The organism is Bacillus cereus group sp. MYBK15-3, assembly GCF_051916765.1.
GTDB lineage: Bacteria > Bacillota > Bacilli > Bacillales > Bacillaceae_G > Bacillus_A > Bacillus_A cereus.
Genome location: NZ_JBQAHG010000007.1, coordinates 95556 through 111335 on the forward strand (window position 1 = coordinate 95556; position 15780 = coordinate 111335).

A 15780-nucleotide genomic window follows, 5' to 3' on the forward strand; every position below is an offset into this window, starting at 1 on the left:
AATTCAAATTGAATACGCTTTCTTGATTTTTCGCTCCAACATACAGCAAGAGAGAGGGAATTTTATGAATAGACGGAACGTAGTTAAGGACTTAAAGCAGTTCGAATTATTTGCTCATTTAACAGAAAAAAAATTGAAAGGCTTAACAGAGTTTGTTTATTGGCGAACTTATAAAAAAGGTCAATTTTTATTTTTAGAAGGAGATTCAAGGGAAAGAATCTACTTCATGTTAGATGGTTTTGTAAAGTTAGAGCGGGTTAATCAAAATGGGAACTTATTATACGATGACTATGTAAAGCGATATTCTATTTTTCCTTATGGTGGCATGTTTACAGACAGAGGATATAACTATACAGCAGAAGCAATGACGGATGTGGAGGTATATTATATTCCAACGGTAATCTTTGAAGATATGGTAAAATCCAGCAGAACGCAATTGATGTACGTTGTTCAGCAATTATCATCTATATTAAAATTGAACGAAAATCGAGTGCAAAATATTACAATTCCTAATGCACAAGATCGTGTTATCCAAACGTTAAATTATTTAATGCAGGATTTAGGAGAACAGAGTGGGGAAAAGATTGTAATTTCATGTCCACTTACAACAATTGAAATATCCAAAATATCTGGAACATCTCGAGAGACAGTTAGCAGCGTATTAAAACAATTAAAAAATGATAGCATTGTTACAATTTTAGATAAAAAAATTACAATACATGATCCAACATATTTTGAAGAAATTTCAATGTGAAAATTGTATATTGATTTTTTAATTCATAGTGTATATTAATAAGGTTCTTTATATATTTATAAGGAACTTTTTTACGTTATCCTCTATAAAAAGATTGTATAGTATGGTAATAATAGCTAAAATCGATAATAAAATACAAAGTGAAGGGGAGAAAGAATGATTCGTATTGAGTATGATCGATTAGTAGCTATTTGTTACAGTATAGGGGTTTTGTTATTATTAAAAATTCCAAATGATAATGAATTAATTGGGGAAAAACTATTCAATGTCTATAAGGTTCCGATACATACGTATGTCTATATGGATTATAAAGTCTCAAATATATTGATTGTTTCTTTCATACTACATGTAATTGCATTTATATTATTTTTAAAATGGCTAGGAAAAAAGGAGTCTAGTACATTTAGAAAAACGAATAAGATAAAAGTAGTAGGCATTAGTATTTTAATTTTAATGATGCCGTTTATTTTAAATAACATCCTCCAGACATTGAATAAAACATGGTACTATGCAGGAAAAACAGGCGTAGAAGCAATAGAATATAAAAAAGATGATAGCCAGTGTAGAATGGAGAAAAATGGAGAGAATATCCAACCGAAGTGCATTGTTACTTTAAAAAATTATCGTAATCATTCACAAGCATTAAAAGTTGTTTTATATGATAATGCAAACGAGAATTCAAAAAGCTATCCAGTACCGAAACCAGTCTATTTACAAAAACATGAGACAAAGCAATTCGAATTTCAAGTTCCTGTTTCTTATAATAGAGGTATTGAAAAAGATAAAGTACCAAATATTAAATTACATTCATTGCATGAAAATGATACGAAATACAATTAATCTGTAAGTAAAAGTTTATGAGTAGGAGCAAGAATTTGAAACGATATAGAAAATCAACTTGAATCATCCAACATACTGCGAGGTAACGGTATATTGGGTGATTTTTTTATGTTATCCCCTTTTTTCAAGTATGAAAAGGAGGGATACTTTGTTGGAAATGAAAAACATCACAAGGATCATACATGATTTTTACTTTACGTAATCTGTGAAAGTTAGAGCCATAATAACTAGTTTGCCAATTTTTAATGTCGATATCGGGCCAGTTCACATAGTCACCTAATGTATAAGGATCTAAGTTTTCTCGTAAACCTTTAACCCAGCGTATATTTCGATTTTCTTCATCATCGCATTTCCAAGAGGTAATGTATTCTTGAGCAATAATTGCTTTACGATGAAAATAAGCCGTTTCATTCGGCGAAATATTTTCAACAGCACCTATGGGCGATTGATGCCAAATACTAGCATCTTTATTTGGTGCATGAGAAAGAAAGTATTGCATGATTTGAATGCCTTTAAGGGGAATAGGTTTATAGACATAGGAACCAGAGCGCTTGAAATTTTCAGGGATGTTACCGCCATTAAAAAATTCAACAGCCTTTATATAAGGAACTTCTTCTATAAAGAGAGAGGGGCTACCAGTTTCAAGAAGAGGTGAAGAATGAGATTTACCTTTGTGAGAAATAAATAAAGCATAAGAATAAAGAATCTACATAGAGTTCAATGAAAACAGTTGCAAACTGTTCATATTTTGTTATGATAGTGTTACGAAAACGTTTGCATAAAATTCCGATGGGATGCAAAAGGAGAGAATGACTATGAATAAGACATGGTGGAAAGAAGCGGTTGCTTATCAAATTTATCCACGAAGCTTTATGGATTCAAATGGTGATGGTATTGGAGATTTACAAGGTATTATTGCAAAACTGGATTATTTAAAAGATTTAGGTATAGATGTAATTTGGATTTGTCCAATGTATAAATCGCCTAATGATGATAATGGTTATGATATTAGTGATTATCAAGATATTATGGATGAGTTTGGTACAATGGCAGACTTTGATGCTTTACTAGATGAAGTTCATAAGCGTGATATGAGGCTAATTATTGATTTAGTTATTAATCATACGAGTGATGAACATCCATGGTTTATTGAATCACGTTCATCTAAAGATAATCCGAAGCGTGATTGGTATATTTGGCATGATGGTAAAGATGGTGCGGAGCCAAACAACTGGGAAAGTATTTTTAATGGTTCGGCATGGGAATATGATGAAGAAACAGAACAATATTATTTACATCTATTCTCACGTAAACAACCAGATTTGAACTGGGAGAATAAAGAAGTTCGCGAAGTACTATATGATACGGTTAATTGGTGGCTTGATAAAGGTATTGATGGTTTCCGCGTTGATGCGATCAGTCATATTAAAAAAGAAGAAGGCCTCAAGGATATGCCAAATCCAAAAGAGTTAAAATATGTGCCATCTTTTGATAAACATATGAATGTGAAAGGTATTCAACCTTTATTAGAAGAGCTAAAAGAAAATACATTCTCTAAGTACGATATTATGACTGTTGGTGAAGCAAATGGTGTTAAGATTGAAGATGCTGAGCTATGGGTTGGAGAAGAGCAAGGTAAGTTCAATATGGTATTCCAATTTGAACATTTAAGTTTATGGGATGCAGAGAAGAAGAAAGACCTTGATGTTGTAGGATTGAAAAAAGTATTAACGAAATGGCAAAAAGGATTAGAAAATAAAGGATGGAACGCTTTATATATTGAGAATCACGATAAACCACGTATCGTTTCAACATGGGGAGATGATAAACAATATTGGCGTGAAAGTGCAACCGCTCTAGGGGCGATGTATTTCTTTATGCACGGTACACCGTTTATTTATCAAGGCCAAGAAATTGGTATGACAAATGTTCAGTTACCAAATATTGAAGATTACGATGATGTAGCAATTAAAAATTTATACCGCGAGAAAATTGCAGAGGGCGTACCACATCAAGATATGATGGAGATTATATGGGCTTCTTGCCGCGATAATTCACGTACACCTATGCAGTGGAATGATGAGATGAATGCTGGTTTCACAACAAGTACACCTTGGTTTAGCATGAATCCAAATTACAAAGAAATTAATGTTGAAAAGCAAAAAAATGAAGAAAAGTCTATTTTCAATTTCTATAAGAAAATGATTGCCCTGAAAAAAGAGCACGATGTACTGAACTATGGTACGTACGATTTACTTTTAGAAGACGATCCACAAATTTATGCATATACACGTACGTTACAGGATGAAAAAGTCATTGTAATTAGTAATATCTCAAAAGAGGAAGCTGTGTATAATGAGGGTTCATTCGCACTAGAACGCAAACGTTTGCTTTTAAATAACTATGAAGTTGCGGAACATGAAGAAGTAACAACAATTGCTTTAAAACCTTATGAAACAAGGGTTTATCGCATTTCATAATAAAAAAGGATGCTCTTTGAGCATCTTTTTTTATGAAAAAAAATAAATTTCTATTGCAAAGTGAAAACGCTTTTATTAAAATAGATTTATGAAAACGGTTGCGTAAAAAGAAAAATGATATGAGGAATCGTTTTCATAAAAGGGACAGAAATTATAATTTAAATCATTATGTTGTTATAAATAAAGGGGAGGAAGAACAGATGAAAATTACGTCTTTTGATTTTTGGCAAAAGTTCGGGAAAGCTTTATTAGTTGTTGTAGCCGTAATGCCAGCAGCTGGTTTAATGATTTCCATCGGTAAGTTAATTGGTATGTCTGCTGGGGATGTTAACGCAGTTCATACAATCGCTCGCGTAATGGAAGACATCGGTTGGGCAATCATTACAAATCTACACATCTTATTCGCAGTAGCAATTGGGGGATCTTGGGCGAAAGATCGCGCGGGTGGTGCATTTGCAGCGCTATTAGCATTCGTCTTAACAAACCGAATTACAGGAGCTATATTTGGCGTAAACGCTGAAATGTTAGCGGATTCAAAAGCGAAAGTTTCTTCAGTAATAGCGGGAGATTTAATTGTAAAAGATTACTTTACTTCTGTACTTGGTGCACCTGCATTAAACATGGGAGTGTTCGTAGGGATCATCACAGGTTTCTTAGGAGCTACTTTATATAACAAATATTATAACTATAATAAACTGCCACAGGCATTAGCATTCTTTAATGGAAAACGATTTGTACCATTCGTTGTAATTCTTTGGTCTACAGTTACTGCGATTGTATTATCACTTCTATGGCCATTCATCCAAAGTGGGTTAAATGAATTTGGTCGCTGGATTGCAGCTTCAAAAGATAGCGCACCAGTTGTTGCACCGTTTGTATATGGAACGTTAGAGCGTTTATTATTACCATTTGGTTTACACCATATGTTAACGATTCCGATGAACTATACAGAGCTAGGCGGAACATATACGATGTTAACTGGTTCAAAAGTTGGACAAGTTGTAGCAGGACAAGATCCATTATGGCTTGCATGGATTACAGATTTAAATAATTTACTAGCAAATGGAGATACGAAGGCATATAACGATTTATTAAATAACGTTGTACCAGCTCGTTTCAAAGCTGGACAAGTTATCGGCTCAACAGCAGCGTTAATGGGGATTGCATTTGCGATGTTCCGTAACGTGGATAAAGAAAAGCGTGCAAAATATAAACCAATGTTTTTATCAGCAGCATTAGCAGTATTCTTAACAGGTGTAACAGAACCAATTGAATTCATGTTCATGTTTATTGCTCCAGTATTATATGTTGTATATGCTATTACAACAGGACTTGCATTCGCGCTAGCTGATTTAATTAACTTACGTGTTCATGCATTTGGATTTATTGAGTTAATTACTCGTACACCAATGATGGTTAACGCAGGTTTAACAAGAGACTTAATCAACTTTGTTATTGTTTCATTAGTGTTCTTCGGTCTTAACTTTACACTATTTAATTTCTTAATTAAAAAATTCAATTTACCAACACCAGGGCGTGCAGGTAACTATATTGATAATGAAGATGAGGCATCAGAAGGAACAGGAAATGTACAAGACGGTTCACTAGCAACAAAAGTTATCGATTTATTAGGTGGAAAAGAAAATATTGCTGACGTAGATGCTTGTATGACGCGCTTACGTGTAACAGTAAAAGATTTAGATGTTGTTGCACCAGAAGCACAGTGGAAACAAAATGGTGCTCTAGGGCTTATTGTAAAAGATAAAGGTGTACAAGCGGTATATGGTCCGAAAGCTGACGTATTAAAGTCAGACATTCAAGATATGTTAGGTGCGTAATAATATGAAATTGCTAACTTTAAACTGTCATTCTTGGCAAGAAGAGAATCAAATAGAAAAGATACAATACCTTGCTAAAGTAATTCAAGAAGAAGAGTACGATGTCATCGCATTGCAAGAAGTAAGTCAGTCCATACAAGCTGAAAATGTATGCGGTAACAAGAAAGAAGATAATTTTGGACTTTTACTATTAGAAGAGTTAAAAGCGCTACATGTAAAAGATTACAATATTACTTGGGATTTCTCTCATATTGGTTATGACGTGTATGAAGAAGGATTAGCGATTATAACGAAGCATAATATTATAAAAGAAGATACGTTCTTCATTTCAGAAAACGAGGATACAACGTATTGGAAAACACGTAAAATTGTAAGTACAACAATTGCTTATAATGGTAAGGATATAACGTTTTACTCTTGCCATCTCGGTTGGTGGAATGATGAAGAAGAGTCATTCAAAGGTCAAGTTGATCGTTTGATGGAGCGTGTAGATAGCAATAAGCTCGCCTTCTTAATGGGGGATTTTAATAACAATGCTCGGTTGGAAGGCGAAGGTTATGAGTATATGATGCAAAAAGGGTTGTATGACACATATGAATTAGCAATAGAGAAGGATGAAGGAACGACTGTCCAAGGTGAGATTGCTGGTTGGGATGAAAATAAACATAATTTGCGAATCGATCTAATATTGTGTAACCAAAGTAAAAAAGTTCATTCTTCAAAAGTTATTTTTAATGGTACAAACAGAAATGTAATTTCAGATCATTTCGGTGTAGAGGTTCAATTGGATATATAATAGAAGAAATCCTCACAGAGAATAAAAGCTGTGAGGATTTTTTTTAGGAATACAAGTATTTCCAAGAGAAAATACTTGTATTTTTTATGACATTTCATATATATTTGTTATTATTGAATGTAAAACCGATTTGGTCATTTTGTATTCATACTTTGACTCACTTCGTTATATAATGAAGTAAGTGAAAGTTAATGGGAAAAAATAGTACGTTTTTGGTTAATACACGATGTAGAAAGTGATATAATTGCAAAATGCATGTATCATTTTCTAAAGAAGGAAAAATATATAATTAGGTGATAACTTCTATGAAACAAATTTGGCGTATTTATAAGACAGATTTACGGAATGTAGCCAAACATTGGGCTGCAATTGTTATTGTTTTAGGATTAATGATTTTACCATCGTTATATGCATGGTTTAACATTAAAGCTTCTTGGGATCCATATGGAAATACAAAAGAGGTTCCCATTGCAGTTTCTAACCAAGATGCAGGTTCTAATTTAAGAGGGAAAGATATTAATATCGGGAAAGAGATTGTAGACTCCCTTAAGAAAAACAAAAATCTTGGCTGGAAATTTGTGGATGAAAAACAAGCAATTTACGGAGTTGAGCGTGGGGATTATTATGCAAGTATTACGATTCCAAAAGACTTCTCTGAAAAAATCGCAACTGTTCTGGATGAAAATCCGAAAAAACCAGAACTGGATTACTATGTGAATGAAAAAGTAAACGCGATCGCACCGAAGATTACAGCAAAAGGTGCATCAGGTATTACAGAAGAAATTAGTAAAAACTTTGTAAAAACAGCAAACGGTGAGATTTTTAAAATTTTCAATGACCTTGGAATCGATTTAGAAACAAACTTACCAAGTATCGAAAAAGTAAAAGATCTTGTCTTTAAGCTAGAAGCGCAGTTCCCAGAAATGAATACACTTATGGATAAGGCGTTAGATGATGCAACTCGAGCAGAAGATGTTGTGAAAGTAGCGCAGAAAGATTTACCTGTTGTAGAGAGTGTAATAAATGATGGGCAGGAAGCATTGGCGAATTTAGATAAGTTCTTTGCAAGACAAGATCAAACATTAAAAAACGCTCCAGGAACGATAAGAAATGATTTAGTAGCAGCAAAAGGCGTTATGGATAGTGCAGCTGTATTTACTAACTTTTTAATGAATCCAGGTGTGGATTTAAATATTCCTGATTTCTCTGGAATGAATGGATTACCTGAATTCCCTGCAAGACCGGACCTTTCTAAGTTGAATAATGACGGATATAAAAGTATAGCGCAAAATATTAATCAAACAGTAAATAATGTTTTAAGCTCATCACGTGCAGGAACAGCTTATGGGAAAAGTGTTTTAAATGGATTGCAAAATGGTCAGTTTGATCCAGAACAAGCAAAGAAAGATTTAAATGCAGTATCAAATCAATTGCAAGCTCGTACAGAAGGTATTTCGTATCTTATTAATGTATTTACTGAACTTCAAAACTCAGCGACGACTGATTTTGGAAAAAGCTTTTTCCAAGGGCGAGTGGATCGCCTAACTAAGCTGAAAAGTGGTATGGAAAATGCAAACAACGGTATTAAAGATATTGTAAATGTTATCGGTACAGGACAAGAAGTAAAGAAAGATGTAACAGATGTAGCAAATCAAAAATTAGATGCAGCAAATGCATTAATTGATCAAGCTGAAAAAGATTATAATGAAACGTTTGTAGCAGATTATAAAAAAGCAGTTAGCACAGTAGATCAAGCGAAAGCTAATGCGAATGAAATATACGATAATGCAAAAGCTGATTATGATAAAGCGAAAAATGGTCTAGAAAGTACTAAATCTAGTGTCCAAAAAGCACTAGAGGATGTACAAAACAAAGGTATTAATGGTTTAGAAGGTTCGAAGGAAGCCTTGAAAAGCTTAAATGGTCAATTCCAATCTGGAATCGGTTTAATTGATGATATGATTCCAGTTCTAGAGAGTACAAATAAGGTTTTAGCGGATGTAAATAGTGATAAAAACCTTAATAATGGAATCGCAAAATTAAACAAAGCGAAAAGCAGCTTACAAAAAGGTGTAGAGGCAACGAATAAGGGAATTACACTTCTTAACAATGGCCAGAAACCTACAAAAGATGTAATTGAAAGTATTAACAACGCTGCGAAGGGCGGATCAGCTCAATTAACAGATGTATTATCGACGTATGATTCAGAAATTGTACCTAATTTCAATACAGCAATTGCTCGTACAAAAGAGATGTCGAAAAATACAACTCAAATTTTAAATGATGCAGACAAAAAGCTTCCAGATGTTAAAAAATTACTAGAAGATTCATCAAAAGGCTTAGTAGACGGTAGAAAGAAATTAGTAGACATTAAAGCTGAAATGCCGGAGACTGAGAAAAAGATTAAAGAATTAGCAGATAAAATTCGTGATTTTGAATCTGAAGAGGATTTAAAAGACATTATACGCTTATTGAAAAATGATGTTGAAAAGCAAAGTGATTACTTTGCGAATCCAGTAAATTTAAAAGAAAATAAATTATTTGCGATGCCGAACTACGGTTCAGCGATGTCACCATTCTATACAGTGCTTGCATTATGGGTAGGCGCATTATTAATGGTTTCATTATTAACGGTAGAAGTACACGAAGAGGGTGCGAATTATAAGAGCCATGAAATTTACTTCGGACGTTTATTAACATTCTTAACGATAGGTCTTTCACAAGCGTTTATCGTATCGATGGGAGATATATTCTTACTCGGTACGTACGTAGTCGATAAGTTCTGGTTTGTGTTATTTAGTTTATTTATTGGTGGAGTCTTCGTTTGTATCGTATACTCACTCGTTTCTATTTTCGGAAACGTTGGGAAATCGATGGCGATCATTTTACTTGTACTACAAGTAGCAGGGTCGGGCGGAACATTCCCAATTCAAATGACACCGAAATTCTTCCAAGCAATTTATCCGTTCTTACCGTTCACATACGCAATTAGTGCAATTCGTGAAACGGTAGGCGGAATGCTTTGGGATATCGTAATAAGAGATTTACTTGTGTTAAGTGTTTTCGTAGTAGTTATGATTGTTGCTGCGTTATTACTGAAAACACCAATTAACAAATCAAGTGAAAAATTTGTTGAGAATGCAAAAGGAAGTAAAATCATTCACTAAAATAAAAGGTTCCTACCGATAGAGGTAGGAACCTTTTTGTTTAATCAAATTTTAATTTTTTTAATGCTTCCGCGAATGGGTTATTTAATGGTTCTTCTTCTTTTTTCTGTTGTTTCATATATTTTTGAACGTCGCGTTTATCGGCTTTGTTTCCAGATTCTTTTTTACGTCGCTCTTGGAATGTTGATAATTTCTCGCGATAGCCACATTTACATGCGAAAATTTGGCCTGCACCCTCACCACGTAATTCTAGTTTCTTTTTACATTGCGGACAGCGAGCATTTGTTGTACGAGATACATTTTTACGATGACCACATTCACGGTCTTGGCATACGAGCATTTTTCCCTTTTTTCCATTTACTTCTAGCATTGGTTTACCGCAATCTGGACAAGACTTCGTTGAAATGTTGTCATGTTTATATTTCTTATCACTCGATTTAATTTCAGAAACAATTTCTTTCGTATAGTTCTTCATTTCCGAAATGAATACTTCTTTCTTTAATTTTCCTTTTGCAATTGCTTCAAGTTTTTGTTCCCACTCACCAGTTAGTGTAGGTGATTTTAATTCTTCTGGTACTAAATCAAGTAATTGACGACCTTTTGATGTAATGTGAATATCTTTACCACGTTTTTCAATTAAGAAAGAATTGAAAAGTTTGTCGATAATATCTGCACGTGTCGCTACAGTACCTAATCCACCAGTTGATTTTAACGTATCAGCAAGTTGTTTATTTTGCGTATCCATATATTTTGTAGGATTCTCCATTGCTGAAAGTAAAGTTGCTTCATTAAAGCGTGCAGGTGCTTTCGTTTGACCTGATGTTTGCATAAGTAACTTTACAGTTAATGTATCGCCCTTTTCAATGTGAGGTAGAATCTGCTCTTTTACGTCATCAGTTACATCATCGTCTTCAAATCGATTTTCGTATACTTCCTTCCAACCAGCATGTAAAATCGTTTTTCCGCGTGCAATGAATGTTTCATTGCCGACCTTTGTGCGTAACGTTAGTTGTTCGTATTCGAATGCTGGGAATAAAACAGCTAAGAAACGTTTTACAACTAAATCATAAATTTTGCGTTCTTTATCTGTGAATGCTGCGAAGTTAACGTATCCTTCTGTTGGAATAATCGCATGATGATCGCTTACTTTACTATCATCAACAAATGATTTGTTAGGTTTGATAGGCTTTTGTAATACTTTATGTGCGAAGGGACGGTATTCTCCAACACCACATGCTTTTAGACGTTCTGGAAGTGTTCCGACGATATCAGATGAAATGTAGCGTGAATCTGTACGAGGGTACGTTAGTACTTTATGCTGTTCATACAATTTTTGCATAATATTTAATGTTTCTTTAGCAGAGTAACCGAACTTTTTATTTGCATCACGTTGCAATTCAGTTAAATCGTAAAGACCAGGAGAGAATGACTTCTTCTGTTTCTTATCAATTTCCACAACAGTAGCATTTTGTTTATCTAAACTTTTTACAATACCATCGATTTTTTCTTTATTAAAACTACGGCTATTGCCATTTGCATCTTGCCAAGTAAGTTTGAGCTTCTCCATTGTTTGAGCTTCGATGCCGTAGTAAGTTTGAGCTTTGAAGTTCTTTATTTCATCTTCACGACTAGCAATCATAGCAACAGTAGGGGTTTGTACACGACCACAATTTAACTGAGCATTAAAGCGAGTCGTTAAAGCACGAGTTGCATTAAGACCGATATACCAGTCAGCTTCTGAACGTGCAACTGCTGAAGCGTATAAATTGTCATAGGCTTTACCTGGTTTTAAATTTGCAAAACCATCTTTAATTGCTTTATCAGTAACGGATGAAATCCATAGACGTTTGATTGGCTTGTTAATTCGAACCTTATCAATAATCCAACGAGCAACCAATTCTCCTTCACGTCCAGCGTCTGTTGCTACAATAATTTCATTTACATCTTTTCTAAGTAGCTGACTTTTTACAGCATTAAATTGTTTACCAGTTTGTTTAATAACCGTTAATTTCAAACGCTCAGGTAGCATCGGTAAATCTTCTAAATTCCACTTTTTATATTTCACATCATAACTTTCTGGATCTGCTAATGTAACGAGATGACCTAAAGCCCAAGTTACAATATATTTACTACCTTCAAGGTAGCCATTTCCTTTTTTATCGCACTTAAGTACACGAGCAATATCTCGTGCAACGGAAGGTTTTTCAGCGATTACAACGCTTTTCGACATATTAAAAACATCCTTTCAAATTTCCATAAGTTAAATATAGCATACATCTTCTTGAGATTCAGTTTCGCTCCATATTTGAGCTGTTTTTAATGGAGTGAACAAAATCCCAACTAATTAAAGTTTCACTTTATCCCGCATTAACGGGCAGTAAGATCCCCACCTCAAAATTCAACGAAAGCAAATAAGTTAGGGGAGAACAACTGCCCGTAAAAGCCCGATTGGTGAGGGCCGATAATCAATGGGGGATGAAAAAAATCACTGATTAAAGTTTCACTTTATCAGTTGCTTCTATATTAAATAGAAAAGTAAAGAACTTGTTATTTTAGTAGAATAAGAGTAGACTTTGAAGTAGATGAATAAGAAGCACATGGGAGTTTGTGGATGCAAACTGAGAGTATGACTAGTCCGTCATTGACCATTTGAACCTGTTGGATAATGCCAGCGTAGGGAGAGTGTAAAAGCACATGTTCAGGCACTTTGCGTACGCGCAAAGTGTCTTTTTGTGTATCTCCCATCATTATAGTTAGGAGATGAAAAGGATGAATATGAAAGAAATTAGTAAAGTAGTGTATTTGGTGAGAGAATCTAATCCGCTCGTTCATAATATTACAAATGTTGTTGTAACAAATTTTACTGCTAACGGTTTGTTGGCACTTGGGGCATCGCCTGTAATGGCGTATGCAAAAGAAGAAGTAGCAGAAATGGCTAGCATTGCTGGAGCGTTAGTATTAAATATGGGGACACTTCGTCCTGAAGAAGTAGAAGCGATGTTACTCGCGGGTAAATCAGCAAATGCGAACAATGTGCCAGTACTATTTGACCCAGTTGGTGCAGGAGCAACTTCGTATCGAACAGAAGTTGCGAGACATATTCCAGCCGAAATAGATTTAGCAATTATCCGCGGAAATGCGGCTGAAATAGCAAATGTTATTAATGAGAAATGGGAAATTAAAGGGGTAGACGCTGGTACTGGAAATGGCAATGTTGTAAGTATTGCAAGGCAGGCAGCAGATGAACTAAATACAGTTGCGGTCATTACTGGAAAAGAAGATGTTGTTACAGATGGAGAGAGAACTATTGTTATTCGAAATGGTCACCCTATTTTAACGAAAGTTACGGGAACAGGTTGTTTACTAACTTCTGTAATAGGAGCATTTGTAGCAGTGGAAAAAGATTATGTAAAAGCAGCAGTAGCCGCATTAACGTTTTATGGTGTAGCTTCGGAACTGGCAGCTGCTAAGGCGGTAGAAAAAGGGCCTGGTAGTTTCCAAATTGAATTTTTAAATCAATTAGCTAATACAACTTCAGGTGATATTGAGAAGTATGGGAAGATTGTGGAGTTAGAGTAAGAGGGAGTGAAAGAAATGGCACGCATTGAAATAGATAAAATGTCTAAGCTATTGCAAGTGTATTTTATTATGGGAAGTAATAACTGCACGAGGGATCCTTTAGCTGTATTGAAAGAAGCGTTAGATGGTGGAGTGACACTTTTTCAGTTTCGCGAGAAGGGGGAAAGTTCTTTAATCGGAGAAGATAGAGTGCGCTTTGCAAAAGAATTGCAGACGCTTTGTAAGGAATATAGTGTTCCTTTCATTGTAAATGATGATGTAGAATTAGCCATTGAATTAGATGCAGATGGTGTTCATGTTGGACAAGATGATGAAGGAATTACATCTGTTCGTGAAAAAATGGGAGATAAAATTATCGGCGTATCTGCTCATACAATTGAAGAAGCACGCTTTGCAATCGAAAATGGAGCAGATTATTTAGGCGTTGGACCTATTTTCCCAACGAGTACGAAAAAAGATACGAAAGCGGTTCAAGGAACGAAAGGATTAGCTTATTTTAGAGAACAAGGAATTACAGTGCCAATCGTTGGTATTGGTGGGATTACAATTGAAAATACAGCGGCAGTTATAGAAGCGGGTGCGGACGGTGTTTCAGTTATTTCAGCAATTAGTTTAGCTGAATCTGCGTATGAAAGTACGAGAAAATTAGTTGAAGAAGTAAAGAGAAGTTTGTAGGGAAGGAAGTGTAGTATTTTAAGTGCTACATGAAGAAATAGACTGCCCAAAATTTAAACAAATATTTGATTAAAAAAGCACAAACCTTTTTAAATAAAGGTTTGTGCTTTTTCTTTAAAACATAATTGAAATTAAGAGCATTCCAATTCCGATAGAAGTAAATGTTGCAATTAGGCCCGGAATCATAAAACTATGATTTAATACGTATTTACCGATACCTGTTGTACCAGTACGGTCAAAGTTAATGGCAGCAACGATTGTTCCATAGTTTGGAATGAAGAAATATCCATTTACTGCAGGGAACATCGCAATCAGTAGCGCTGGTGGAATACCAAGAGATAGTCCTAGTGGCATTAAGGCACGAACTGTTGCTGCTTGGCTGTACAGTAAAATAGATAGAATGAATAGTGCGATAGCAAATAGCCAAGGTGCACTTGTTACTAAATGCTGAATGGATCCTTGAATCATATTTAAGTTTCCATTAAAGAAAGTATCTCCCATCCAAGCGATACCGAAAATAGCAACAACTGCTGTTGCTCCTGCTTTAAAGACGTTACCAGATACAATGCTTTCTACATTTGGTTTACAGAAAATAATAATAAGAGCCGCGATAGTTAACATAACCATCTCAATTGTGTTCGGCATGGAAAGACGGGCTAACTTCCCATCAACTATCCATCCTGGACGAAGTGCTTCAAATGAACCAAGAAGTACAACAAGGAAGGTTCCTACAAGGAAAAGGATAACCGATAATTTTGCGCCCTTTACACCTACAAATTCTTTTTTCTCTTCAAGCTTAGGAATCATTCCTTCTTTTAATCGTTTTAAGTATTCAGGGTCTTCATTTAATTCTTTTCCCATCTTACTAGCAACAAATGCTGCTAACATACAAGCAATGAAAGTAGAAGGAATACTCACTTTTAAAATATCTAATAAAGTGATTTTATAGTCAGCTAACATTGCTAAAAGAGCAACTGTGGCAGCTGAAATTGGACTAGCTGTAATTGCTTGTTGAGAAGCGATTACGGCAATCGACATTGGGCGTTCCGGTCTAATCCCTGATTCACGAGAGACTTCTGCAATAACAGGAAGTACAGAATAGGCAACGTGACCAGTTCCTGCACAAAGTGTAAATAAATAAGTAACAATTGGAGCAAAGAATGTAATGCGTTTTGGATTTTTTCGTAATGCCTTTTCAGCTAGATGAACAAGGTAGTCCATTCCTCCAGCGGCTTGCAAAGCACCAGCAGCTGTAATTACTGCCAAAATCATAAGCATTACATCGATAGGAGGCGCTGTTGGTTGTAAGTGGAAGACAAAAACGAGTATTGCCATACCAACTCCACCCATTACTCCTAAACCAACTCCGCCTAGGCGTGCACCAATAAAAATACAGAGTAACAAGGTAAGAAATTGTAGCCAAAACATGATAAACTACCTCCGAAATTCATTAGTTAAGATATATTCGAATAGTTTAATTTGAATGAAAATTAAATAAATACCCGAAGAAATCCTTGTTATTTATACATTTTTTATTATATAACATAAAAAAAGTAACATTCACGTACTTTTTGAAATTATTTTGAAAAAGCAATTCATTAAAAATTTGTATTTATATCTCTAAATAAGTAGACATTTTGATTTATATGTT

Annotated in this window: 10 protein-coding genes, 1 pseudogene and 1 riboswitch; of the genes and pseudogenes, 8 read left to right on the plus strand and 3 right to left on the minus strand. The window is 34.8% G+C overall.

Annotation, left to right across the window (positions count from 1 at the left end):
* The first annotated feature begins 64 nt into the window (after nt 1-64).
* Both ACTFR8_RS25130 and ACTFR8_RS25135 read left to right on the plus strand, forming a co-directional pair.
* Nucleotides 65-754 carry a Crp/Fnr family transcriptional regulator gene (locus ACTFR8_RS25130; protein ID WP_001081905.1) on the plus strand — a complete coding sequence of 230 codons (690 nt, stop codon included), beginning with the start codon at nt 65-67 and terminating at the stop codon, nt 752-754.
* Between the two features lie 156 nt (nt 755-910).
* Nucleotides 911-1594, plus strand: coding sequence for a hypothetical protein (locus tag ACTFR8_RS25135; protein WP_044584085.1), 684 nt, complete (start codon nt 911-913; stop codon nt 1592-1594).
* Nucleotides 1595-1718: 124 nt separating this feature from the next.
* Here the strand turns inward: ACTFR8_RS25135 and ACTFR8_RS25140 are convergent.
* A pseudogene (locus ACTFR8_RS25140) lies at nt 1719-2255 on the minus strand (BBE domain-containing protein); the annotation flags it as partial.
* Between the two features lie 154 nt (nt 2256-2409).
* Between ACTFR8_RS25140 and ACTFR8_RS25145 the strand changes: the two are divergent.
* From ACTFR8_RS25145 to ACTFR8_RS25160, 4 genes are all read left to right on the plus strand, one after another.
* On the plus strand, nt 2410-4074 hold the full coding sequence (locus ACTFR8_RS25145; RefSeq protein WP_070183517.1) for a glycoside hydrolase family 13 protein: 1665 nt from the start codon (nt 2410-2412) through the stop codon (nt 4072-4074).
* A gap of 200 nt (nt 4075-4274) precedes the next feature.
* Entirely contained in the window at nt 4275-5912 is a 1638-nt protein-coding gene (locus ACTFR8_RS25150) for a PTS transporter subunit IIBC (RefSeq protein WP_000705560.1), read from the plus strand.
* A 4-nt stretch (nt 5913-5916) separates the two neighbouring features.
* Nucleotides 5917-6708 carry an endonuclease/exonuclease/phosphatase family protein gene (locus ACTFR8_RS25155; RefSeq protein WP_000771987.1) on the plus strand — a complete coding sequence of 264 codons (792 nt, stop codon included), beginning with the start codon at nt 5917-5919 and terminating at the stop codon, nt 6706-6708.
* Nucleotides 6709-7013: 305 nt separating this feature from the next.
* Nucleotides 7014-9875, plus strand: coding sequence for a YhgE/Pip domain-containing protein (locus ACTFR8_RS25160; protein WP_144609927.1), 2862 nt, complete (start codon nt 7014-7016; stop codon nt 9873-9875).
* Nucleotides 9876-9915: 40 nt separating this feature from the next.
* On the opposite strand, the gene topB is transcribed toward ACTFR8_RS25160, so the two are convergent.
* Nucleotides 9916-12105: a DNA topoisomerase III gene (gene topB / locus ACTFR8_RS25165; RefSeq protein WP_088045611.1), complete on the minus strand. Its 2190-nt coding sequence runs from the start codon at nt 12103-12105 to the stop codon at nt 9916-9918.
* Between the two features lie 357 nt (nt 12106-12462).
* Nucleotides 12463-12572: riboswitch (TPP riboswitch) on the plus strand.
* 72 nt (nt 12573-12644) lie between these two features.
* On the opposite strand from topB, the gene thiM reads away from it, so the two are divergent.
* Both thiM and thiE read left to right on the plus strand, forming a co-directional pair.
* On the plus strand, nt 12645-13454 hold the full coding sequence (gene thiM / locus ACTFR8_RS25170) for a hydroxyethylthiazole kinase (protein ID WP_144609926.1): 810 nt from the start codon (nt 12645-12647) through the stop codon (nt 13452-13454).
* Between the two features lie 15 nt (nt 13455-13469).
* Complete coding sequence (gene thiE, locus ACTFR8_RS25175; RefSeq protein ID WP_144609925.1) at nt 13470-14129, plus strand: thiamine phosphate synthase; 660 nt, start codon at nt 13470-13472, stop codon at nt 14127-14129.
* Between the two features lie 114 nt (nt 14130-14243).
* Here thiE and ACTFR8_RS25180 read toward each other — a convergent pair whose 3' ends face one another.
* Complete coding sequence (locus ACTFR8_RS25180; RefSeq protein ID WP_000498704.1) at nt 14244-15557, minus strand: anaerobic C4-dicarboxylate transporter family protein; 1314 nt, start codon at nt 15555-15557, stop codon at nt 14244-14246.
* Nucleotides 15558-15780 lie beyond the last annotated feature (223 nt).

What these genes read in the sequence shown, in the direction of transcription:
- ACTFR8_RS25130 (WP_001081905.1), top strand. Translation starts at nt 65, where the DNA reads ATGAATAGACGGAACGTAGTTAAGGACTTAAAGCAGTTCGAATTATTT.
- ACTFR8_RS25135 (WP_044584085.1), top strand. Translation starts at nt 911, where the DNA reads ATGATTCGTATTGAGTATGATCGATTAGTAGCTATTTGTTACAGTATA.
- ACTFR8_RS25145 (WP_070183517.1), top strand. Translation starts at nt 2,410, where the DNA reads ATGAATAAGACATGGTGGAAAGAAGCGGTTGCTTATCAAATTTATCCA.
- ACTFR8_RS25150 (WP_000705560.1), top strand. Translation starts at nt 4,275, where the DNA reads ATGAAAATTACGTCTTTTGATTTTTGGCAAAAGTTCGGGAAAGCTTTA.
- ACTFR8_RS25155 (WP_000771987.1), top strand. Translation starts at nt 5,917, where the DNA reads ATGAAATTGCTAACTTTAAACTGTCATTCTTGGCAAGAAGAGAATCAA.
- ACTFR8_RS25160 (WP_144609927.1), top strand. Translation starts at nt 7,014, where the DNA reads ATGAAACAAATTTGGCGTATTTATAAGACAGATTTACGGAATGTAGCC.
- topB (WP_088045611.1), bottom strand. Translation starts at nt 12,105, where the DNA reads ATGTCGAAAAGCGTTGTAATCGCTGAAAAACCTTCCGTTGCACGAGAT.
- thiM (WP_144609926.1), top strand. Translation starts at nt 12,645, where the DNA reads ATGAATATGAAAGAAATTAGTAAAGTAGTGTATTTGGTGAGAGAATCT.
- thiE (WP_144609925.1), top strand. Translation starts at nt 13,470, where the DNA reads ATGGCACGCATTGAAATAGATAAAATGTCTAAGCTATTGCAAGTGTAT.
- ACTFR8_RS25180 (WP_000498704.1), bottom strand. Translation starts at nt 15,557, where the DNA reads ATGTTTTGGCTACAATTTCTTACCTTGTTACTCTGTATTTTTATTGGT.